Source organism: Methyloceanibacter sp. (genome assembly GCF_049590335.1).
In the GTDB taxonomy this organism is placed as follows: Bacteria; Pseudomonadota; Alphaproteobacteria; order Rhizobiales; family Methyloligellaceae; genus Methyloceanibacter.
The window spans coordinates 1-19,689 of the sequence record NZ_JBAWCQ010000017.1; the positions used below are offsets into that span (position 1 = coordinate 1).

Here is a 19,689-nt window from a genome sequence, read left to right on the forward strand (position 1 = left end):
TTTGGAAGTCACGACCCTAAGCAACTCTGAGTTTTGCGCAGACCTCGAGAATGCTACGACCTCAAATCTTTTAGCTACTTCGACTTCGGAGTAAATAAGCTACCAATGCTCTGGGGCTGCAATAGTGTCTCGCTCCGATTCTCGATGAGTCGCGTTCAGGTGATCCTCCCCTCTGAAGTGGTCCGCCGTAATGTTTAAGAAACGGAGGATCGAAGATGGGAAGCAAGCGTCGATCAGTATTGCGCGCTCTATGAGACGCTTCTAATGGACAAGGCGTCCACGCGCTAGCGAGCGGATCGCCGCCAAGCTTCGAACATCAGTACATTCCAAAGAAAATGCTGCCAATCGCGCCGCCCTGAGAGATGCTCCGCCCATTTGGCGTGAATGGGAGCCGGATCGAGGAAGCCCGCCTGGCCCATTGCGTTCGGGTCGAGCAAATCGCTCGCCCAGTCCTTCAGCGGTCCGCGAAGCCAGGCATCGATTGGAACACCAAAGCCCATCTTGGGCCGCTCCACGAGCTTCTTTGGGACATATTTGCACAAGAGCTGACGGAGCAGCGACTTGCCCTGACCATCGCGGATTTTGAACTCCTCGGGCAACCGCCACGCGAATTCGACGACCCGGTGATCGAGCAGCGGGACCCGGGCTTCCAGCGAAACAGCCATGGACGCGCGGTCGACCTTGGTCAGAACGTCGTCCGGCAGATATGTCACCATATCGGCATATTGCATCCAGGCTAACTCGGTCTTGAAGCGGCCGCGCACCGCTTCGGCAAAGGGCGCGAACTCCGGCCGCGCAGTACCGTTGACAAGCCCCCAAGCCTCGGCCCACGGCGAGATCAGGACGCGATAGTAGTCGCCTGCATCAGCAGCTAGCACGGCCGCAAGCTTATGTAGCTTATCGCCCGCTTGGCGAGGCCGCATCCCTGCGGGCAGGATCGCGAAAAGACTGTCCCAGGAACTGGGGGATGCCAGCGAGATCATCTGCGAGACGGCATCCGGCAACGGTCCGGGCAGTCGTCGCAGCGCCTTCGCCACGCTTAGACCTTGAGTGTAGCGATTATAGCCGGCGAAGAGTTCGTCGCCCCCATCCCCCGAGAGTGCCACGGTGACATGTTTGCGGGTCATCTCCGAGACAAGAAAGGTCGGGATCTGCGAGACATCCGCAAAGGGCTCGTCGTAGATCTGCGGCAGCTTCGGCACCACGCTCTGGGCCTCCTCGGCGGAGACATAAAGTTCGGTGTGGTTGGTACCGAGATGGTGCGCAACCGCCTTTGCAGCGTCAGCTTCGTTATAGGCCTGTTCGTGGAAGCCGATCGAAAAACTCCGGATGGGCGCTTGCGCATTCGCCTGCATGAGCCCCGCCACGGTCGAGGAGTCGATGCCGCCCGACAGAAACACCCCGAGCGGAACATCTGCCACCATGCGTCGTGTCACCGCATCGGTGAGAAGCGTCTCAAGCTGCACTACCGCTTCTGCCTCGTCGGCCTTCATCGGCAGAGATTGCCCACGTACCGCCACATCGAGCGCGGACCAGTATGTGTGGGTCCGAACGACGCCGTCCGCCCGGACTTCCAGCATGGTCCCGGGTTCCAGTTTGGAAATGCCGCGGTAGATGGAGGCCGGCGCGGGCACATAGCCCGTACACAGATAGGCCGCGAGCGCATCGCGATCGATCTCGGGAGGGAAGCCCGGCAGGCCTGCGAAGGCCTTCAGTTCCGAGGCGAAGGCGACGCGGCCGTCGAGCCGCCCCCAGTAGAGGGGCTTGATCCCGAGCCGGTCGCGCACGAGCATCAAGACCTTCTCTTTCATATCGAATACCGCGAAGGCAAACATGCCGATTAGGCGTTCGATTGTCTCGGGGACGCCCCACGCGTCAAAGCCCTCGACGATCACCTCCGTGTCGGAGTGGCTGCGAAACCGATGCCCTTCGTGCTCGAGTTCGACACGCAACTCGGCGGCGTTGTAGACCTCGCCGTTGTAGGACAGCACGTAGCGCCCAGACGCCGACGCCATGGGCTGGCTGCCTGCCGCGCTGAGATCAATGATGGATAGGCGCGCATGGCCGAGCGCGATGCCGGACTCCGGCTCCGTCCAGACACCGTGCGCATCGGGCCCGCGATGGTGAAGTGCTTGAACCATATCGCGCGCGCACACATCAAGCACGTCGCCTGTCGAACGCCGGCCGGGATCGAGCAGACCTGCAATGCCGCACATCTAAAAAGGCCTTCGTGCAGATCGTGGGAGCGGAGGGGTCATGTGTCCCAGAGACGGCACCGGACTGGGCCTCTTGTCAAGACGAAGCAAGGTATCGGCCGACGGGGCTAGGAAGCGTCCTGTCCCGCCAAGTCCCGCTGCGATTTCAGAACCTCAACGATGTCGCCGAGATCTGTCGTGCGCCGGGACGACTCCGCCGCCGTCATGCCGCGAACGAGATCCCCGATATCGCGCGGCATTTGGTTTCCCTCGTCCCGCTTCCATAGGCGCCCCAGATTCGCGCGGGACGGAACCTGTCCACCCCAAAGCTCCGCGATCATCTGCCCGAGCGCATGGATGTCTGCGCTTGTCCCGCTATCCTCACCCGCGACCTGCTCAGGCGCCACATAGGGTGGCACGCCTGGGTTACCGGGAATACCCGCCCCCATGGTGACGGGCGCCAAGCCCAATTCGATGAGCACCGGCAATTCGGAGCCCTGATTGTCGCGCCCGACAACCACATGATCTGGCGTCAGATCGCGATGCACGAGCTCGCGCCGGTGGAGCACGCTGAGTGCCCCGGCCGTTCCCGCCAGAAGCGAAAGCACACGCGCGGGCTCCGCTCCCGCCGCGTAGAGGTCGCGCAGGGTCGGCCCCTCGGGGCGAAGCTGGAGCGTGTAGAGCATGCCGTCCGGCGCAAGACGCATGTCCCGGATCTTGGCGATACGATCGTCGTGCAGGGTTGCCACCGTCGCATAAGCCCGGCGCTCCCCTGCCAGCACCGCCTCGCGCTTCTTCCTGCCAAGACTGCTGAGGTCCAGCGTTCTCAAAGACACTTCTGCGCCATCGCTGATATCCAGAGCGAGCACGCTGTCGCCTGCGCTCCCGTGGCCCAACGCGCGGAGTCTCACGAACCGTAAGTCGCGCTCGTCATCGAGCCCTATGAGGCTCTTCGACCCAGCGAGATCGACAAGTCGATCCGCGCCGGCACGCCGCAGAATTTCTGTCCGCAACTCGCTGGCCACTTTGAGCTTGGCATCAAGCGCGGCCCGGAACGCACGGCCGAGTGCGCTGAGGGCACCAGGCACGTCGCCGCGCTTCAGCAGTGCGTTGGCTAGGGCACGGGAGGCAACAACGATACGGGCCGCCTGGCCCTGCTCGGCGGACTGCGCAACGAGATGCTGGAGACTTTCGACGGCCGACTCACCGGCGCGGACCTCCTGCAACTCCGTGACAGCTTCGACGAATTCGGAGTGATCGATCGCTGTGGCGGTCTCGGGAAGGAAGTTCTCCGCCACGAGGAGTGCGCCTTCTGCTTCGTCGTGGCGGCCGAGACCCGCGCTCGCGCGCGCCGCCTCAAGCTGCGTCAGGAAGCGTAGCCGCCTGTCGTCCTCGCTCAAGGTGGCATGGGATACCTTGACGTGCGACGGAACCTCGCCGTGCCGCCCTAGCGCATTCAGAGCCTGGATGAGACTGATGCGGGCACTTTGGACGGTATAGTCGGGCACGTCGAGCTTGTCGTTGCCCGTGAGAAGAAAGTCGAACAAGAGGGCGCTGTTCTCATAGCGCTGCGCTCCTAGCTCTCCCTGGGCGACATCCACAATGAGTCTCACAAGCTCGCCGGGCTTGCCGTCAATGGCCGTGAAGGTCAACGCCGCGACCAGCTCATCCCTGGCAAGCCGGTCGTCCCCAGTTGCCCCATACATCGACGACAGTGCACGCGCCACATTACCTAGCTCGCGATAGTTGGGCGGCGACAACGCTGTAGCCAGAGCCCGTGCTTCCCGCAGTTCCTTAAACGCGTCGGCCTCGCGGCCCATCTGGCTGTAAACGACACCCAACATGCGATGCGCTCGGGGACGCTGGAGGGAATCGCGGGGGAACCCCAAGAGGAGCGTCGCGAGTTCGGACAAGAGCGCATCAGGCGACGCCTGTTGACGCTCGACAGTCTCTTCCAAGGCGTCCAGTGCCGCGGTCAGGTCCTTTGACTTTTTGCTCATACGGCAACACCCCCGGCCAATGCCATGGACGGATTGTCATCGACACATCTTCGGCAAGCAAGCTTTCTCAAATATGTGTCCAACAGTATGCCCGGTTACTCAAGTCCGTTTTTCAAGTTCGTTGATCTCCGTCCGTCTATTGCGCTAGGGTCAGCGCGCAAAGACTGGGGGCCGTCCTGTTGCGGCGCAAGCTAATCCTAACAAGACAAACGAGAAACGAGTTCTCATAAATGCCCTTATCCTTCGGCGCTTTCGGCAAAGCTGTTGCGATCCTCGTCGTTGCCGCATTCATTCTGTGGCTCATCTTCACCTATATGTTCGCCAGCGAGGAAGCTGCGGTGGAGGCAGAGCAGTCTGGCGCATTCCCGGCTGCGATGCCATCGCACTCCTAGAGGGACTAGCGGCGTTCCGGCGAGGCATGTGCGAGGACGTGCAACACGTCGGTCCTGAGCCCGCTCACACGCGAAAGCACGACGGCGCACGCGCCCAGCCAGACCAATGTGGCGACCGGGAAGCGGAAGATCCCGGCCCCTGCCGCTGTGGCCTACCTTTCTAGGCCAAGATTCCTTAAAAACACGGTTCGGAAGGAGGCCTCTCACAGGCTGTTATCCTGCATAACACGTGTCGCGCGACGCAGACGGAACGGAGAATCCATGGAGTACCGGGAACTTGGACACACGGGCGTGAAGGTGAGCGCCATCACACTCGGCACCATGACTTTCGGCGAGCAAAATACGGAGGCCGAAGGCCACGAACAGATGGACTACGCCCTCGACCAGGGCATCAACATCTTCGATGCCGCTGAGATCTATCCAATCCCGCCGAAGGCTGCGACCCAAGGCGCAACCGAAGAGATCGTCGGAACCTGGCTCACCTCCCGGAAGAAACGCGATCAGGTCATGATCGCCACCAAGGTGGCCGGGCGTAGCACCGCCATCGACTGGCTGCGCGATGAGCCGATCCTCTCGCGCCAGACACCCAAGCAGATACGCGAAGCGATCGACAAGAGTCTCAAGCGCCTCCAGACCGACTATGTGGACCTCTACCAGCTTCACTGGCCGGACCGGCCCATCCGGGTATTCGAGGGTCTCGAATATCGGCGCTTCGCCGACGACGGTCATAACATCCACGACATTCTCGAAGTGCTCGGCGAACTCGTTGCCAGCGGCAAAGTGCGTTTCGTTGGCCTGTCCAACGAAACGCCCTGGGGCGTGATGAGCTTCTTGAAGCTGGCAGATGAGCACGATCTGCCGCGCGTGGTCTCCGTTCAAAACGCCTACAGCCTCGTCAACCGCGCCTATGAGGTCGGCCTGTCCGAAATCAGTTACGAGGAGCAGGTCGGCCTGTTTGGTTATTCGCCGCTCGGCCAAGGCTACCTGACCGGTAAGTACGAGGACGGCGCGTTGCCGGCCGGTGCCCGCAAGACATTGTTCAACCGGCTCGGCCGCTATGAGCAAGGTAACGGCCCCCGCGCCATCTCAGCCTATGTCGCACTCGCCCGAAGGCATGGCCTGGACCCCTCGCAGTTGGCGATTTCCTACGCCTTGTCCAGGCCCTTCATGACGTCGGTAATTATCGGGGCGACAAATATGGGTCAGCTGAAGACCGATATCGCCGCGGCGGACCTCACGCTGCCCGAGGCGGTTCTTGAGGAGATTGACCAGATCCACCTTGACTACCCTAACCCTTGCCCGTGAGACTCTGAATCGCAACAACATGTTGATTCGGTCATGCCCAGGCTATTCACTGCAATCGAGGTACCGAGGAGCATCGCCGACCGTCTTTCAATGCTCCGTTCCGGCCTCTCTGGAGCACGCTGGATTGATCCGGAAAACTACCACATCACAATGCGTTTCATCGGCGACGTGGATGGCGCCACGGCGCGGGACTTCACCGAGGCGCTCGGCGAACTGGTCACGACGCCTTTCACGCTCAAGCTAAGCGGTCTCGATAGTTTCGGCGGCAACAAGCCTCGGACGATCTTTGCGGACATCGCACCTTCGCCCGAACTCGAGTCGTTGCAGCACTCTCATGAGGGCGCCGCCCGTATGGCGGGGCTTCGGCCGGAGCGGCGCAACTTCAGACCGCATATCACGATCGCGCGCTTGCGTGGAGCCCGGCCCGATGCAGTCGCGGCCTATCTGCAGAATGCCGGCCTGATTTCGGAAACCTTTACTGTGACGCGCTTCGTCCTGTACTCGTCGCGCGATTCGGTCGGCGGCGGGCCCTATGTCATCGAGGCGGCCTACGACCTCGAAGACAACGAGGGCGACTATTACGGCGGGTACGAATTCGACCAGCCACCCCTTTTCGGGATCGAGCCTTAGCGCTCTTCGATCGCATCACGCTCGCGCATGAGGTCTTCGAGCAAGCCCTTGGCGGCGACCTCGATGAGATCGAGCGCGTGGACGAACCCCGCTTCACCGCCATAATAAGGATCGGGCACGTCCTCGGCGTCCAAATGCGGGGCGTAATCCAGAAAACGCCGGATCTTGTGCCGTGCCGCGTGCGGCGCGATGTCCTGAAGGTCGGAAATGTTCGACCCGTCCATGGCCAAAATCAGGTCGAAACCGTCAAAGTCTTCGAGCTCGATCTTGCGGGCGGACTGACCAGAAATATCTACGCCCCATTCGAGCGCGGCCTTCTGGGCCCGATGGTCGGGCGCCTCGCCCTTATGCCAATCGCCCATGCCGGCCGAGTCGATTTCGAACAGATGAAGCTGGCCAGCGTCTTCGGCCACGCGCCGGAAGACGCCTTCGGCCATGGGCGAACGGCAGATATTGCCGAGACAGGCGAACAGAAGCCTGTGCCGAACCGTTTCGAGGGTGTTGGTCTCTTCGCTAACCATTGCCGCTCCATTGCATGCACGTTCAGAGGGCGCAAGCCAGCCAGCTCTTGAGACCTGGGGCTGCGCTCCCCATATGTTTCAGGAATCATGCCTGCAAACATCAAACGGAGAGGTAGTTGATCATATGACCGCATTTGAGGACGCGGCCGGTCTCCGTGAGGCCGCAATGGGACGGGAGATATCGGTGGATACACTCTTCGAACGGGAACAGAAGGTGCGCCGCGACTTTTGGGGCAAGCTCAAGCGCGTTGCCGGCAATGTCCCGTTCGTCGATGATCTTGTAGCCGCGTATTTCTGCGCCATGGATCCAGCCACGCCCATGCGCGTGCGGGGCATGCTGCTCGCCGCTCTCGCCTATTTCATCATGCCGATCGACGTCATTCCGGACATCGTCGTCGGGCTCGGCTTTGCCGACGACATGGCGCTTCTGACAGCCGTGGTCGGTCTCGTGTCGGCGAACATTACGCCCATCCACCGCGCGGCGGCCGCGCGGGCGCTGGACAAAGACTTGCCGGACACGAGCGCGCACGGACAGGGTTAGGCGCGACCTCGCCGCTGCCCGCTATTCTTGCGGGTGGACGATCACCTTCCCGTTGGCTTTCCGCTCCTGGATCACGGTCAGCGCGTCCGCGGTCTCGGTGAGCGGAAACGTCCCGTGAACATGGGGCGTCAACCGCCCCTCTTGGCACCAATTCAGCACCTCGATCGTATTGGCGCGATGGGCCTCGGGCTCGCGCTCGACAAAGGCGGTCCAGAAGACGCCGAGGATATCGCATCCTTTCAGCATGACGACGTTGAGCGGTAGGCGTGGAATGTCGCCGGAGGCGAAGCCGATCACGAGATAACGGCCTTTCCACGCAAGTGCACGTAAGGAAGGCTCCGCCGCATCGCCACCGACACAGTCATAGAGCACGTCGAGTCCGTCCGGCGCGGTGCGCGCCTTCAGCGTCGTCTTGAGATCTGAGGTCTCGTAGTCTATGCCCTCATCGGCCCCATGCCGCATTGCGAGCGCGATCTTCTCATCGGACGAAGCGACCGCGATGACGCGCGCACCTATGAGCTTGGCGATCTCGACAGCCGCCAGGCCTGCACCGCCCGCGGCCCCAAGCACGGCGACGCTTTCACCAGGTTGCAACTTTGCCCGGTCCTTGAAGCCGTGCATGGCTGTCCCATAGGTGATGGAAACGCCTGCCGCTACGTCGTCGCTAACGCCGTCGGGAATGGGAATGATGCTCGATGCTTTAACCGCGAGACGCTCGCGGCAGCCATTGCCGCCCACATGCGCCATGACCCTTTGACCCACGGCGAGGTCGGTGACCTGCTCGCCCAGCGCCTCCACGACCCCGGCGATCTCGCCGCCAGGCGAAGCCGGTAGCTCTGGCGTGAACTGGTACTTATCACGCAGCACAAGTGTATCGAAAAAATTCAGGCCGACTGCGGTGACCTTGACCAGCACCTCGCCAGCCTTCGGGACCGGATCGGCAATCTCCACAAGCTTGAGCGCCTCGATCCCGGAGAACTCGCTGAACTGGACTGCACGCATGGCATAGCTCCCCGGTAGCGTGGGAAAGATTGAACATGAACGGCCGGGGCGCGACCAGGGCCGCGCCGGCGTCCAAGCTTTTGCCCGTTGGGCACCGCTATCACAAGACCTCTTGCGGCCGGGTTGGGGAACCGGCTTTTGCTATATTGCCCCCTGTGGCAAGGAGAAGCGGTGAAACCAAACCCTCAGAACAGCCGGGGCTATTTCGGGATTGGCGCCGAGTGCATTTCCAAATCGGTCAATCTCGGCGGCCTGCTCCGCTCGGCCAATGCCTTCGGCGCGAGCTTCGCCTTCACGGTGGGCGCCGACGATCGGGTCTTTAAAATGCGCTCGGACACATCCAAGGCCGACAGCCATCTGCCGGTGTTCCACTGGCAGAGCGTGGATGAAATGCAGCTCCCGAATGGGTGCAGCCTAGTCGGGATCGAGATTCTCGATGGCGCCACCGATCTTCCGAGCTTTCCGCATCCGTTACGATGCGCCTATGTACTGGGACCCGAAAGGGGTGTGCTGAGCACGGATCTTCTCGCCCGCTGCGATCATCTGATTCGTATTCCGACAAATTTCTCGCTGAATGTGGCGACAGCTGGCGCGATCATCATGTATGACAGGCTCCGCGCCTCGGGACGTTTCGCACCGCGCCCTGTCTGCGAGGGGAGCGAGGCAGCCGAGATTGCGCCCCACGTTCGGGGACAACCGAAACGCCGGCGTCAGGGTTGACGTTTGGGCCAGAACTAGGGAAGACTGCAGCCATTCATGCTTAGGGTCTGCTCACGACACGGGGACGGGGAGATGCGCCGAGCCGTTGTAGCGGCTTGCGCGATACTGGCATTCAGCGCAACGCCAGCCTTCGCGCAAGAAGTCAAACTTCTTCAAAAATATAACGACTGGGCAGCCTATATTTCGCAGGGCAGCCCCAAAGTCTGTTTCGCCGTCTCGCAGCCGCGCAAGTCGTTACCAAGGAACGTACGGCGCGGGCCGATCTATTTCTACGTTTCGGACTATCCCGGCGACAAAATCGCTGGCGAGATCAGCGTGAAGATGGGCTACCCTTTTCCACCGGGCGCCAAGGTCACGTTGACGATCGGCAAGGATAAGTTCGAGCTCTTCACCAAGGACGAGGGCGCCTTCGTCGAGAAGCCGGAAGACGAGGCCAAGATTCTTGCGGCTCTGAAGGCCGGAAGCGCGATGTCGATTAAGGGCCGTTCGGCCCGTGGTACGAACACCACCGACGAGTATTCCTTAAGCGGGACGTCCGGGGCACTCGAGCGCATTGCCAAGGAGTGCGCGCCGGAGGAGGCGGGTTAAACCCGCATGGCTTTCGTGCGGCGGCATCGCCCATGAGACCAGAAGACCCGCGAAGCCCTGGCATGCGAGACCAAATGGCCCGCGAGACTTAGCATGTGCAGCTCCCCTCGTCATACCAGGGGCCGACAAGGCAATGCACCATGACAACAACTGCCGTTATCGATCAGGCTGCGGCGGCTGAGCCCGCAGAAGCTCCCTCGCGGGAAAGCCTTGCAGGGCTTGGCCGAGAGGTGCTGGCAGATAGGCTCGCGCAGGCCGGCGTCCCGGAGCGACAGCTGCGCATGCGCGTCAACCAGCTCTGGAGCTGGCTTTACGTGCGCGGGGCGACCTCGTTCGACGTCATGACCGACGTAGCCAAGGATCTGCGCGCGACCCTCGGCGCAACCTATTCGCTCGACCGGCCGCAGATGGTTTCGGAACAGGTCTCCGTGGACGGGACGCGCAAATGGCTGCTCCGCCTCGCCGATGGCAAGGATGTGGAGACCGTCTATATCCCCGAAGAGGATCGCGGCACGCTATGCATCTCGAGCCAGGTGGGCTGTACACTGAACTGTACCTTCTGCCATACGGGCACCCAGCGTCTGGTCCGCAATCTCACCACGGCTGAAATTGTGGGTCAGGTCATACTGGCACGCGACCGTATCGCAGACTGGCCAGGCGCCGAGCCTGACGATCCGACCGGACTTCCAAGCGGCGAGCGCAAAATCACCAATGTGGTGCTCATGGGCATGGGCGAGCCACTCTACAATTTCGACAGTGTGCGCGATGCCTGCTCCGTCGTGGCGGATGGCGAGGGGCTCTCGATCTCGAAGCGCCGCATCACGCTGTCCACGTCGGGCATCGTGCCGGAGATTCCGCGCTGGGGCGCAGAAGCGGGCACGATGTTGGCGATTTCGCTGCACGCGGTGCGCGACGACCTACGCGATGAGCTGGTGCCCATCAACCGCAAATGGCCCATTGCCGATTTGCTCGAGGCCTGCCGCGCCTATCCGGGCCTGTCCAACGCTAAGCGCATCACCTTCGAATATGTGATGCTCAAAGGCGTCAATGATTCCATCGCCGACGCCAGGGCGCTCGTGCGCCTGCTCGCCAAGATTCCGGCGAAGATCAACCTTATTCCGTTCAACCCCTGGCCGGGAACGCCCTATGAGTGCTCGGACTGGGAACAGATCGAGAAATTTGCCGAAGTCGTGAATCGCGCCGGCTATGCGAGCCCGGTGCGGAGCCCCCGCGGCCGTGACATCATGGCCGCCTGCGGCCAGCTCAAAAGCGCGAGCCTCAAGCAGCGCGCCTCGACCCGTCTCAGTGAGGCGCGGGCTTGAGCAGCCTGCACGGGCTTCGAGACAATCTTCCACGTCCCATCGACGACGGCGCCTGCGATTATCTCACAGGGATGATGCTGCCGGCGGTCGTCCTCAGCTCAACCGGGGGACACGACGTGAACCTTGCCGCGCTCGGCCCGGGGCGCACGATCCTTTACTACTACCCGCGTACGGGCGTGCCCGGCGAGTCCTTGCCGCAAGGCTGGGATGCCATCCCTGGCGCCCGTGGGAGCACGCCGCAAGCCTGCGCCTTCCGCGATCACGCCGCCGATCTGGCCCGGCTCGGTGCGCAGGTTTTCGAGCTCAGTACGCAGGACACCCCCTATCAGCACGAGATGGCGGAACACCTGCATCTTCCCTTTGAGGTCTTGAGCGATGTGCAGTGCACGTTTGCCGATGCGTTGCGGCTTCCCACCTTCACGGTGGACGGCATGCGCCTTATCAAGCGGTTGACGCTGATCGCTCGGGAGAACCGGATCGAGCGCGGGTTCTATCCGGTGTTCCCGCCGTCTTCGAGCGCGAGCGACGTGGTTGCCTGGCTTGAAAACCACGCCTAGCCGCTAAGCCTTCGCCCAGGCAAGCGCCGCCTCAAGCCGATCATTCCCCCAGAACAGTTCGTCGCCCACGGTGAAGGACGGGGCCCCGAAAATGCCACGCGTCTTAGCTTCGGCGACCTGCGCGAACAGAGCCTCCTTGTTCGCGGGCGCGTTCGCCGCCGCAAAGGCGCGATCCGGGTCGACATCGAGGCCGGTGAGAATGGCGCTGAGCGTGTCGTCATCGAAGATGTCGCGCTGCTCGGCGTAATTCGCTTGGAAAGCGGCGGAGGTGAAGGCCGGTGTCCACCCCTCATGCTCGCCGGCAAGCGCAAGACGTGCGGCTTTCACTCCGTTCTGCGGAAAGCGCACCGGCGGCAGGCGCACCGGTAGCCCTTCGTCTTCACAGACCCGCTCGAGGTCGCGCCACATATAGCGCCCCTTGGCCGGGTAGATATTGAATGGCGAGTCGTTCCAGCCGAGCTCCTTGAAGATCGGCCCCAAGAGAAATGGCCGCCAGCGGACCGGCACGCCTTCCGCCACCGCGAGGCGCCCGATGCGCATGGCGGTGACATAGGAGTAAGTGCTGGCAAATTCATACCAAAATTCGATGGTGCGCATGTTCGTTAGCTCAGGCTATTGCGCATCTTCTATAGTCCCCGCCGAGACGGACGTCACCGGTGGCGGGATGGAAGAGTACACATGATCGGACGAGTGATTTTGCGTGGTATCACGATTGTCGTGGTCTTTTGTATCGCGGTCGGCGTCGCGCTCGCAGTCCTGTTTGCCCTTGGTGCTGTTTGGACGGGCGAGGAGCTCCGCACTATCGCGGCCGAAGACCCACGATTCCGGGCGTTCGTGCTGCAGGATCCGGTGTTTCAAGACCCGGCCTTTCGCCGCGGTGTGGCCATGACCTTCGGCGCCGTCGTCTTCATCGCGACGGTCGGTCCAGCACTGACCGCTCTGCCCGCGTTGGCCGCGGCGGCAATCGGCGAAGTGCTGCATATTAAGTCTTGGATCTATTACGTACTGGTCGGGGGCGCGGCGTTGGCGGCCATTCCGATTCTCGCAGGCGCCGCCACCGACGCCCCCGCGCTGCCCGCAAGCGAATACATGACCATCTTTGCGACGGCGGGCTTTGCCGGCGGCTTTATTTATTGGCTTCTGGTAGGCCGCGGAGCTTGACCGGCATGCGCGACTTCTCATGGGCCAAAGCCACGAGCCAAGGCTCCGGCTTGAAGTGCGTCACGGTCTCGCGCCACGACCGCACGGCCTGGCCGCGGAGCCGCCGCCGCCAGGCAAAGCCGAGTTCGCGAAGTAGCGTCGCGCGTGGGCACGTCGCCGCCTGATTCGAGGAAATGTTTTTTGTCGTCATCAACGCACTCCTTCGGGCCCCCGAAGAATCAACACGCCCCACTTTCCGAGGTTCCAAGCCCATCAGCAACAATCATAAAAACGTCACGCCGCAAGGGCCCCTAGAGCCAAACAACCGCTTATTGGCAATATGCGCGCACTGGGCCATAAAGCCTTGATTTTGGACATACGAACCGTACCGGGAGTTTAATGAACCGGGCGGGATCCCTCTATTTAGGAGAATCGCGTGGCGCGCCGTTGGCTGCTCGCAACACTGGCTTTCGGACTATTCTTGGGATTGGTCTTCGCCATCTTTCCGGAGATCGACCTCTGGGCTGCAGGTTTGTTCTTCGATCCCGAGAGCGGCAAGTTCCCGATCTCGCGGGACGAGGACTGGGAGACGGTCCGCAACCTAGCCTATTGGGTTCCCTATCTCCTGATCGCCCCATCGGTCTTCGTGCTGTTCCGCAAGCTCGTCTTCCCGCGCACCAAAATGGTGATCGCGCCGTCCGTGGCGCTCTTCCTCGTCGGCTCGTTCATCGCCGGCCCAGGCGTCTTCACCAATCTTATACTCAAGGACAATTGGGGCCGCCCACGTCCGATCCAGGTCGAGCAGTTCGGTGGCAACGCCGACTTCGAGCCTTGGTGGCGGCCTGGAGGGGCCTGCGAGCGCAATTGCTCCTTCGTATCCGGCGAAGGGAGCCTCGCCTTCTGGACCGTCGCTCCTGCCATGCTGGCACCGCCGCCGGCTCGGCCTTTCGCCATGGGCGCAGCCTTGCTCTTCGGCGCCTCCGTTGGAGGCTTGCGCGTAGCTTTCGGCCGCCACTTTTTGAGCGATGTGCTCTTCGCAGGGATCTTCACCGTGACCATGGTCATGCTGTTCTACTACCTGCTTCTGGCGCCCGGCCGCCGCAACGACGCTCGACTTGAAGCCCAGCTAGACCGCGTCGCGTTCGGCCTTCATCGGGGCATCGCCGCGCTTCTTTCGGGCATCGGCACCGGGGTCGTACGCCTGGGCACGGCGCTGCGCCATTCGGGCCAGATACTGCAGCGGCGCTCCGACTCCGATTAACCGACCCGGCAGCGACGCTTGCGCCCGCGCGCCGCGCGCCTATAGTCCCGGCCAAATCTATAAATCGCGCCGGACACCAGCGTTTCTCCAGGACACCAAATGACCGATATCAAGAAGGTCGTGCTCGCCTATTCGGGCGGTCTCGATACCTCCATCATCCTCAAATGGCTTCAAGAAACCTATGGCTGCGAGGTCGTGACGTTCACGGCTGATCTCGGCCAGGGCGAGGAGCTCGAGCCCGCGCGCAAAAAGGCCGAGATGCTTGGCATCAAGGAGATCTTCATCGAGGATCTGCGCGAGGAGTTTGTGGGCGATTACGTCTTTCCCATGTTCCGGGCGAACGCGCTCTACGAGGGCGTTTATCTGCTCGGCACGTCCATCGCACGGCCTCTGATCGCCAAACGCCAGATCGAGATTGCGAAAGAGACCGGGGCCGACGCGGTCTGTCACGGTGCGACCGGCAAGGGCAACGACCAGGTGCGGTTTGAACTCGGCTATTACGCGCTCAACCCGGACATCAAGGTCATCGCCCCTTGGCGCGAGTGGAAATTCCATTCCAGGTCCGATCTCATCGCCTTTGCGGAGCAGCATCAGATCCCCGTCGCCAAGGACAAGCGGGGCGAGGCGCCCTTTTCGGTCGATGCGAATCTGTTGCACTCCTCTTCGGAAGGAAAGGTGCTCGAGGACCCGAACGTGGAACCGCCGGGTTACGTGTTTCAACGCACCGTGGCCCCGGAGGATGCACCGGACGAGGCCACGACCATCAGGATCGGTTTCGACAGGGGCGATCCGGTTTCCATCGACGGCATGGCCTTGTCGCCGGCCGAGCTGCTGACCAAGCTCAATCAGCTCGGGCACGACAACGGTATCGGGCGCGTCGATCTCGTCGAGAACCGCTTCGTCGGCATGAAATCGCGCGGCATCTACGAGACCCCGGGCGGCACAATCCTGCTGGCCGCGCACCGCGCCATGGAATCGCTGACGCTCGACCGGGAAGCCGCGCATCTGAAAGATCAGCTGATGCCGCGCTATGCGGAGCTCGTCTATTACGGTTTCTGGTTCGCGCCCGAGCGAGAAATGCTGCAGGCCTTGATCGACAAGAGCCAGGAGAATGTGGAAGGCGAGGTGACCCTCAAACTCTATAAGGGCAACGTCATCGTGACCGGCCGTCAAAGCGACATGTCGCTCTACTCCGATGAGATCGTGACGTTTGAGGACGACGAAGGCGCGTACGATCAGAAGGACGCGGAAGGATTCATCAAGCTCAATGCGCTCCGTTTGCGGACTTTCCGCAAGCTCCGCGGCTGAGCTGTGCCGGTACGCTAAGTTTGCCGGGCGCCCCCTCGTCAAACCCTTCCGCCCCGCGCGCCATTGCGATTAGTGGCAAAATCCCTATATTGCGCCGCAGCAACAGCCCGAAGGCGCCCCGCACCCGCGCACGGCCGAAAGACCCATCTAAAAATGACGCTACGCAACATCGCCATCATCGCGCATGTCGACCATGGCAAAACAACCCTCGTCGACCGCCTCCTTCAGCAATCCGGGGCCGTGCGCACAAATCAGCGCGTGGATGAGCGCGCCATGGACTCCAACGATCTCGAACGGGAGCGCGGGATCACGATCCTTGCCAAGGCCACGTCGATCGTTTGGGAGCACACCCGCATCAATATCGTCGACACGCCCGGCCACGCCGATTTCGGCGGTGAAGTGGAACGCATTCTCAATATGGTTGACGGGGCCCTGGTCCTGGTCGATGCGGCCGAAGGCCCGCTGCCCCAGACCAAATTCGTCGTCTCGAAAGCGCTGAGGATGGGCCTCAAACCCATTGTGGTGATCAACAAGGTCGACCGCCCCGATGCGCGCGCCAACGAGGTGTTGAACGAGATCTTCGATCTGTTCGCCGCCCTAGAGGCCAATGACCAGCAGCTCGACTTTCCGATCCTCTACGGCTCGGCGAAGGAAGGCTGGATGGCCGAGAGTCCCGAGGGGCCGAAAGATCAGGGCATGACCCCGCTCTTCGAACTGGTGTGCCGCCATGTGCCCGCACCGGCCACCGAGGAGGGCGCGTTCCAGCTGCTAGGCACGATCCTTGAGGCTAATCCTTATCTCGGCCGCATCGTGACCGGCCGCATCACCGCGGGCAAGATCAAGCCCAACGACACGGTTAAGGTGCTGGATTATGAAGGAAAGCTGGTCGAGCAGGGCCGTGTGTCCAAGGTGCTCGCATTCCGCGGGCTGGAGCGCTTGGCGTTGGACGAAGCGGTCGCGGGAGACATCGTCTCGATTGCGGGCCTGCCGAACGCGACGGTCGCCCATACGATCTGTGCCCCTGAGATCGATGCGCCGCTTCCCGCCCAACCCATCGATCCGCCGACCCTCTCAATGACTTTCCGTGTCAACGATTCACCTCTGGCTGGCACCGAGGGGTCCAAGGTCACCGGTCGCATGATCCGCGACCGGCTTCTGCACGAGGCCGAGGGCAATGTGGCGCTGAAGGTTTCCGAATCCGACGAACGCGACTCGATGATCGTCGCGGGCCGCGGTGAATTGCAGCTCGGAATCTTGATCGAGACCATGCGCCGCGAGGGCTTCGAGCTCTCCGTGTCGAGGCCGCGCGTCCTGTTCACCCGCAACGACAGCGGACAGCTCTTGGAGCCCATCGAGGAAGTGGTGATCGATCTCGACGAAGAACACCAAGGCTCGGTGGTACAGAAGCTGTCCGAACGCAAAGCCGACTTGATCGAGATGAAGCCGTCCGGCGCCGGACGGGTGCGCCTCGTGTTCTATGCGCCCACGCGCGGCCTGATTGGGTATCAGAACGAACTGCTGACCGACACGCGCGGGACCGGGATCATAAATCGTCTGTTTCACGGTTACGCGCCACACAAGGGCACCATCCAAGGCCGTCGCAACGGCGTCTTGATTTCAACGGACCAAGGGGATGCTGTGGCATACGCCTTATGGAATCTCGAGGATCGGGGGCCGATGATGATCGAGCCCGGCGCACGAGTGTATCAGGGCATGATCGTTGGCGAGCACACGCGCGGCAACGATCTCGAGGTGAACGTGCTGAAGGGCAAAAAGCTCACCAACATCCGCACCACGTCTAAAGACGAGGCGGTGCGCCTCACCCCACCTATGCGTATGATTTTGGAAAAAGCCTTGTCGTACATCCAGGACGACGAGTTGGTCGAGGTGACGCCCGAGTCGATCCGCTTGCGCAAACGCCATCTCGATCCGAACGATCGTAAGAAGGCCGAACGTCAGCGCGAAGCAGAGAACGCCGCCTGAATCTCGTTCCTGCGCCACATCTGTGCACCGATGCGTCGCCACGTCTCGGCAATCCAACCTGCCACATCTTCCCAACACTTATGGGAAGGCATGCCTCGGAGATTTGACGCAGCTTAGAGTCGCGGCTCTGGCACTATCGAAACATTGCCTGGTTAGGAGGTGGAGTGCGCGCAGTGGCAGTGCACACATGACCTGAGAACTTAGGGAGAATTTCCCATGATCAAGACTGTTTCGCTCGTCGCCGCGCTGGCGCTCGCCGCGACGACCTTCGCCTATGCCGACGACGATGATAACAAGGACCTGCGTGCCGCTGCGGTCGAGAAGGTCGAAGCGGTCATGAGCACGCTCGGCTACGAGGGCTACGAAGAAGTTGAAGTCGATGACAACGGTTACATAGATATCGACAATGCCAAGTGCGAATTCTGCACCATGGACATCAAGCTCGACTCGGACGGCAAGATCGTCCTGATGTCGGCTTACTAAGCTCCCGAGTATTTCCACCGGACGAACTTTAGGGGCGGTCGGTTTTGGACCGCCATTTTTTTTCGTTAGAGGCTTGGAGTCGCAGCGAGGGATAACCCAAACGCTATCTTTGCCCGACCTAGGCAAACTAGGCTAGGCTCTCTCCATGTCCGTCGATGTCGCTCATGTGAGGCCGGCACGGTCCAAAGACGCACACGCGCTCGCAACCGCCCATGAAGAAGCGTGGCGCGGGGCCTATCAGGGCATCATTCCACATCTTGACTTAGAACGAATGATCGCGCGCCGGGGTCCTGGATGGTGGGCGCGGGTCCTGCGGCGGCGGGCGTCAATGCTGGTCATGGACTTTCATGGCGAAGTGGCGGGCTACGTGACCTTCGGACGCTGTCGGGTTGGCCGCGGACCCTATCGAGGCGAGATCTTCGAACTCTATCTCTGCCCCACCTATCAGGGCCTTGGACTTGGCACCAAGCTATTCGAAGGCGCGCGGCAGAAGCTTCGAGATTGCCGAATGCCCGGCCTGCTGGTCTGGGCACTCGCAGACAATGACGCGGCCTGCGACTTCTATCTCCGGCTGGGCGGCAAGCCGATCGCCGAGGGCGCCGAAGGCTTCAGCGGGACCAGCCTGCGCAAGATCGCATTTGCTTGGCGCTGATCGGCGCGATGCACGCTTAGCCTCCATTAACTGCAACCATTCGGGCTGCCTTAACGACCCAACTACTATGGTCACCTATTGGTGAGGGGACTTTAGGAAAAGCACATGTCTCAGTTCGACACGCTCGGCACCAATCCGCAGACAAGCGCCATCGTGTCCAGCATCGTCGGGATGGGTCAGTCCTTGGACATCACTATCACTGCGGAAGGGGTCGAAACCGAAGGGCAGGCAGCGATGTTGAGGCGCTGGGGCTGCGATCAGGTTCACGGCTATTATTACGGCCGTCCCGAAGCCGAAGTTCCGAACGACCCGCTCGAGGACATGCCGCACGACAGGGCCAAGGTCGCGTAGTCCACGCGTGGTGCCCTGAGTGTTCCATTAGCCTAGTCGATCGGCTTCCCGTCCGGACCGTAGGTCCGCGGCTGGTCGCGCTTGCATGAGAACCGGCGCGCATCTTCGTCCGCCACCTCACGCGCCAATCTGTTTGCGTGGGGATTTTTCTCCGCTTGCACATAGGCCACATGGCAGGAATCCGTTTTACCGAGCTTGGTGACGACCAGGGTCGAGCCCTTGGCACCGTCGCCGTCCCAGCGGAACCGCAGGATCGTCGCGAACGCCTTTTCCGTCCTTGAACCGCCACTCGAGCCTGTCGCCGGTCGAGTTGAAGGCCGGAAGGGTCTGCCCGGCCGCTGTCTGATCCGCCGCTCGCTTGCCGTAGGACACGAACATGCGCAGGTCGCCCTCGGCGACTCGGACATCCGTCCCCCCGAAGCCCGTGCACCGGAAAATGGCACCGTGTTCGGCCATCTCCGATGGCGTGATGTTGTCGCACTTCTCCAGAACGAGAGGCGTATAAGCGCTTTCCACGGATCCCGCGATCGCCGCCGGAGCAAGGACGAGTCCAGCAGCGCCAAGAATGGCAGAAAGAACGGCAACAAGGACCTTGCCAAATATCCGGACTGCCTGTCCCGTCATTTCCATCGGCCCCCAACTAAGGTCCAGTAGAACGCAACCATCGCCGGACTTGTGACCTGCCGCCCGCCGTCCTACAACGGCACTGCACAATTTTGCTGTCACCCGTCCTATCAT

Annotated in this window: 22 protein-coding genes; 15 read left to right on the forward strand and 7 right to left on the reverse strand. The window is 61.8% G+C overall.

What is annotated here, in order from left to right; genetic code table 11:
* Positions 1-284: 284 nt before the first annotated feature.
* Positions 285-2,216, reverse strand: coding sequence for an asparagine synthase (glutamine-hydrolyzing) (gene asnB, locus WBQ77_RS01160; RefSeq protein ID WP_424058549.1), 1,932 nt, complete (start codon positions 2,214-2,216; stop codon positions 285-287).
* A 107-nt stretch (positions 2,217-2,323) separates the two neighbouring features.
* On the reverse strand, positions 2,324-4,195 hold the full coding sequence (locus tag WBQ77_RS01165) for a protein kinase domain-containing protein (protein ID WP_424058551.1): 1,872 nt from the start codon (positions 4,193-4,195) through the stop codon (positions 2,324-2,326).
* Positions 4,196-4,425: 230 nt separating this feature from the next.
* Between WBQ77_RS01165 and WBQ77_RS01170 the strand changes: the two genes are divergently transcribed.
* From WBQ77_RS01170 to thpR, 3 genes are all read left to right on the forward strand, one after another.
* Complete coding sequence (locus WBQ77_RS01170) at positions 4,426-4,587, forward strand: hypothetical protein (RefSeq protein ID WP_424058553.1); 162 nt, start codon at positions 4,426-4,428, stop codon at positions 4,585-4,587.
* Between the two features lie 261 nt (positions 4,588-4,848).
* Complete coding sequence (locus tag WBQ77_RS01175) at positions 4,849-5,892, forward strand: NADP(H)-dependent aldo-keto reductase (protein ID WP_424058555.1); 1,044 nt, start codon at positions 4,849-4,851, stop codon at positions 5,890-5,892.
* A 33-nt stretch (positions 5,893-5,925) separates the two neighbouring features.
* Positions 5,926-6,522 (forward strand): RNA 2',3'-cyclic phosphodiesterase, encoded by a 597-nt coding sequence (thpR, locus tag WBQ77_RS01180; RefSeq protein ID WP_424058557.1) that lies wholly within the window; start codon positions 5,926-5,928, stop codon positions 6,520-6,522.
* On the opposite strand, the gene WBQ77_RS01185 is transcribed toward thpR, so the two are convergent.
* Positions 6,519-7,043 (reverse strand): low molecular weight protein-tyrosine-phosphatase, encoded by a 525-nt coding sequence (locus WBQ77_RS01185; RefSeq protein ID WP_424043071.1) that lies wholly within the window; start codon positions 7,041-7,043, stop codon positions 6,519-6,521. The genes thpR and WBQ77_RS01185 overlap by 4 nt on opposite strands.
* A 124-nt stretch (positions 7,044-7,167) precedes the next feature.
* Between WBQ77_RS01185 and WBQ77_RS01190 the strand changes: the two genes are divergently transcribed.
* Positions 7,168-7,584, forward strand: coding sequence for a YkvA family protein (locus tag WBQ77_RS01190; RefSeq protein ID WP_424058559.1), 417 nt, complete (start codon positions 7,168-7,170; stop codon positions 7,582-7,584).
* 21 nt (positions 7,585-7,605) lie between these two features.
* On the opposite strand, the gene WBQ77_RS01195 is transcribed toward WBQ77_RS01190, so the two are convergent.
* The gene (locus tag WBQ77_RS01195; protein WP_424043073.1) at positions 7,606-8,586 is read right to left on the reverse strand and encodes an NADPH:quinone oxidoreductase family protein; all 981 of its coding nucleotides are present in this window, start codon (positions 8,584-8,586) and stop codon (positions 7,606-7,608) included.
* Positions 8,587-8,757: 171 nt separating this feature from the next.
* Between WBQ77_RS01195 and WBQ77_RS01200 the strand changes: the two genes are divergently transcribed.
* The 4 genes from WBQ77_RS01200 to WBQ77_RS01215 all read left to right on the forward strand — a co-directional run bounded on the left by WBQ77_RS01200 (position 8,758) and on the right by WBQ77_RS01215 (position 11,773).
* Positions 8,758-9,306 (forward strand): RNA methyltransferase, encoded by a 549-nt coding sequence (locus WBQ77_RS01200; RefSeq protein WP_424058561.1) that lies wholly within the window; start codon positions 8,758-8,760, stop codon positions 9,304-9,306.
* A gap of 72 nt (positions 9,307-9,378) precedes the next feature.
* The gene (locus WBQ77_RS01205) at positions 9,379-9,894 is read left to right on the forward strand and encodes an invasion associated locus B family protein (RefSeq protein WP_424043077.1); all 516 of its coding nucleotides are present in this window, start codon (positions 9,379-9,381) and stop codon (positions 9,892-9,894) included.
* Between the two features lie 140 nt (positions 9,895-10,034).
* On the forward strand, positions 10,035-11,216 hold the full coding sequence (gene rlmN / locus WBQ77_RS01210; protein ID WP_424043079.1) for a 23S rRNA (adenine(2503)-C(2))-methyltransferase RlmN: 1,182 nt from the start codon (positions 10,035-10,037) through the stop codon (positions 11,214-11,216).
* On the forward strand, positions 11,213-11,773 hold the full coding sequence (locus tag WBQ77_RS01215; protein WP_424058563.1) for a peroxiredoxin: 561 nt from the start codon (positions 11,213-11,215) through the stop codon (positions 11,771-11,773). The genes rlmN and WBQ77_RS01215 overlap by 4 nt, the downstream gene beginning before the upstream one ends.
* Positions 11,774-11,776: 3 nt before the next feature.
* Here WBQ77_RS01215 and WBQ77_RS01220 read toward each other — a convergent pair whose 3' ends face one another.
* Positions 11,777-12,370 (reverse strand): 2-hydroxychromene-2-carboxylate isomerase, encoded by a 594-nt coding sequence (locus WBQ77_RS01220; protein WP_424043082.1) that lies wholly within the window; start codon positions 12,368-12,370, stop codon positions 11,777-11,779.
* A gap of 81 nt (positions 12,371-12,451) precedes the next feature.
* Between WBQ77_RS01220 and WBQ77_RS01225 the strand changes: the two genes are divergently transcribed.
* A complete protein-coding gene (locus WBQ77_RS01225; RefSeq protein ID WP_424058565.1) occupies positions 12,452-12,934 on the forward strand; it encodes a hypothetical protein in 483 nt (160 codons plus the stop codon).
* On the opposite strand, the gene WBQ77_RS01230 is transcribed toward WBQ77_RS01225, so the two are convergent.
* Positions 12,900-13,124: a hypothetical protein gene (locus WBQ77_RS01230; RefSeq protein WP_424042812.1), complete on the reverse strand. Its 225-nt coding sequence runs from the start codon at positions 13,122-13,124 to the stop codon at positions 12,900-12,902. The genes WBQ77_RS01225 and WBQ77_RS01230 overlap by 35 nt on opposite strands.
* Before the next feature lie 225 nt (positions 13,125-13,349).
* Here WBQ77_RS01230 and WBQ77_RS01235 point away from each other — a divergent pair, with 225 nt between their 5' ends.
* The 6 genes from WBQ77_RS01235 to WBQ77_RS01260 all read left to right on the forward strand — a co-directional run bounded on the left by WBQ77_RS01235 (position 13,350) and on the right by WBQ77_RS01260 (position 18,951).
* Positions 13,350-14,174, forward strand: a complete 825-nt coding sequence (locus tag WBQ77_RS01235) for a phosphatase PAP2 family protein (protein ID WP_424042813.1) — start codon at positions 13,350-13,352, stop codon at positions 14,172-14,174.
* A 99-nt stretch (positions 14,175-14,273) separates the two neighbouring features.
* Positions 14,274-15,482 carry an argininosuccinate synthase gene (locus tag WBQ77_RS01240; protein WP_424042814.1) on the forward strand — a complete coding sequence of 403 codons (1,209 nt, stop codon included), beginning with the start codon at positions 14,274-14,276 and terminating at the stop codon, positions 15,480-15,482.
* A 153-nt stretch (positions 15,483-15,635) separates the two neighbouring features.
* Positions 15,636-17,465: a translational GTPase TypA gene (gene typA / locus WBQ77_RS01245; protein ID WP_424058567.1), complete on the forward strand. Its 1,830-nt coding sequence runs from the start codon at positions 15,636-15,638 to the stop codon at positions 17,463-17,465.
* A gap of 216 nt (positions 17,466-17,681) precedes the next feature.
* A complete protein-coding gene (locus WBQ77_RS01250; RefSeq protein WP_424042816.1) occupies positions 17,682-17,948 on the forward strand; it encodes a PepSY domain-containing protein in 267 nt (88 codons plus the stop codon).
* A gap of 145 nt (positions 17,949-18,093) precedes the next feature.
* Complete coding sequence (locus WBQ77_RS01255) at positions 18,094-18,600, forward strand: N-acetyltransferase family protein (RefSeq protein ID WP_424042817.1); 507 nt, start codon at positions 18,094-18,096, stop codon at positions 18,598-18,600.
* Positions 18,601-18,705: 105 nt separating this feature from the next.
* Complete coding sequence (locus WBQ77_RS01260) at positions 18,706-18,951, forward strand: EAL domain-containing protein (RefSeq protein WP_424042818.1); 246 nt, start codon at positions 18,706-18,708, stop codon at positions 18,949-18,951.
* Positions 18,952-19,137: 186 nt separating this feature from the next.
* Here WBQ77_RS01260 and WBQ77_RS01265 read toward each other — a convergent pair whose 3' ends face one another.
* Complete coding sequence (locus WBQ77_RS01265) at positions 19,138-19,575, reverse strand: hypothetical protein (protein WP_424042819.1); 438 nt, start codon at positions 19,573-19,575, stop codon at positions 19,138-19,140.
* Between the last annotated feature and the right edge of the window lie 114 nt (positions 19,576-19,689).

Excerpts from the sequence above, each read along its gene's own strand:
- WBQ77_RS01255 (WP_424042817.1), top strand. The coding sequence starts at position 18,094 with ATGTCCGTCGATGTCGCTCATGTGAGGCCGGCACGGTCCAAAGACGCA.
- WBQ77_RS01265 (WP_424042819.1), bottom strand. The coding sequence starts at position 19,575 with ATGACGGGACAGGCAGTCCGGATATTTGGCAAGGTCCTTGTTGCCGTT.
- thpR (WP_424058557.1), top strand. The coding sequence starts at position 5,926 with ATGCCCAGGCTATTCACTGCAATCGAGGTACCGAGGAGCATCGCCGAC.
- WBQ77_RS01240 (WP_424042814.1), top strand. The coding sequence starts at position 14,274 with ATGACCGATATCAAGAAGGTCGTGCTCGCCTATTCGGGCGGTCTCGAT.
- WBQ77_RS01205 (WP_424043077.1), top strand. The coding sequence starts at position 9,379 with ATGCGCCGAGCCGTTGTAGCGGCTTGCGCGATACTGGCATTCAGCGCA.
- WBQ77_RS01260 (WP_424042818.1), top strand. The coding sequence starts at position 18,706 with ATGTCTCAGTTCGACACGCTCGGCACCAATCCGCAGACAAGCGCCATC.
- WBQ77_RS01195 (WP_424043073.1), bottom strand. The coding sequence starts at position 8,586 with ATGCGTGCAGTCCAGTTCAGCGAGTTCTCCGGGATCGAGGCGCTCAAG.
- WBQ77_RS01165 (WP_424058551.1), bottom strand. The coding sequence starts at position 4,195 with ATGAGCAAAAAGTCAAAGGACCTGACCGCGGCACTGGACGCCTTGGAA.
- WBQ77_RS01170 (WP_424058553.1), top strand. The coding sequence starts at position 4,426 with ATGCCCTTATCCTTCGGCGCTTTCGGCAAAGCTGTTGCGATCCTCGTC.
- WBQ77_RS01175 (WP_424058555.1), top strand. The coding sequence starts at position 4,849 with ATGGAGTACCGGGAACTTGGACACACGGGCGTGAAGGTGAGCGCCATC.
- asnB (WP_424058549.1), bottom strand. The coding sequence starts at position 2,216 with ATGTGCGGCATTGCAGGTCTGCTCGATCCCGGCCGGCGTTCGACAGGC.
- WBQ77_RS01220 (WP_424043082.1), bottom strand. The coding sequence starts at position 12,370 with ATGCGCACCATCGAATTTTGGTATGAATTTGCCAGCACTTACTCCTAT.
- WBQ77_RS01190 (WP_424058559.1), top strand. The coding sequence starts at position 7,168 with ATGACCGCATTTGAGGACGCGGCCGGTCTCCGTGAGGCCGCAATGGGA.
- WBQ77_RS01225 (WP_424058565.1), top strand. The coding sequence starts at position 12,452 with ATGATCGGACGAGTGATTTTGCGTGGTATCACGATTGTCGTGGTCTTT.
- typA (WP_424058567.1), top strand. The coding sequence starts at position 15,636 with ATGACGCTACGCAACATCGCCATCATCGCGCATGTCGACCATGGCAAA.
- rlmN (WP_424043079.1), top strand. The coding sequence starts at position 10,035 with ATGACAACAACTGCCGTTATCGATCAGGCTGCGGCGGCTGAGCCCGCA.
- WBQ77_RS01250 (WP_424042816.1), top strand. The coding sequence starts at position 17,682 with ATGATCAAGACTGTTTCGCTCGTCGCCGCGCTGGCGCTCGCCGCGACG.
- WBQ77_RS01230 (WP_424042812.1), bottom strand. The coding sequence starts at position 13,124 with ATGACGACAAAAAACATTTCCTCGAATCAGGCGGCGACGTGCCCACGC.
- WBQ77_RS01185 (WP_424043071.1), bottom strand. The coding sequence starts at position 7,043 with ATGGTTAGCGAAGAGACCAACACCCTCGAAACGGTTCGGCACAGGCTT.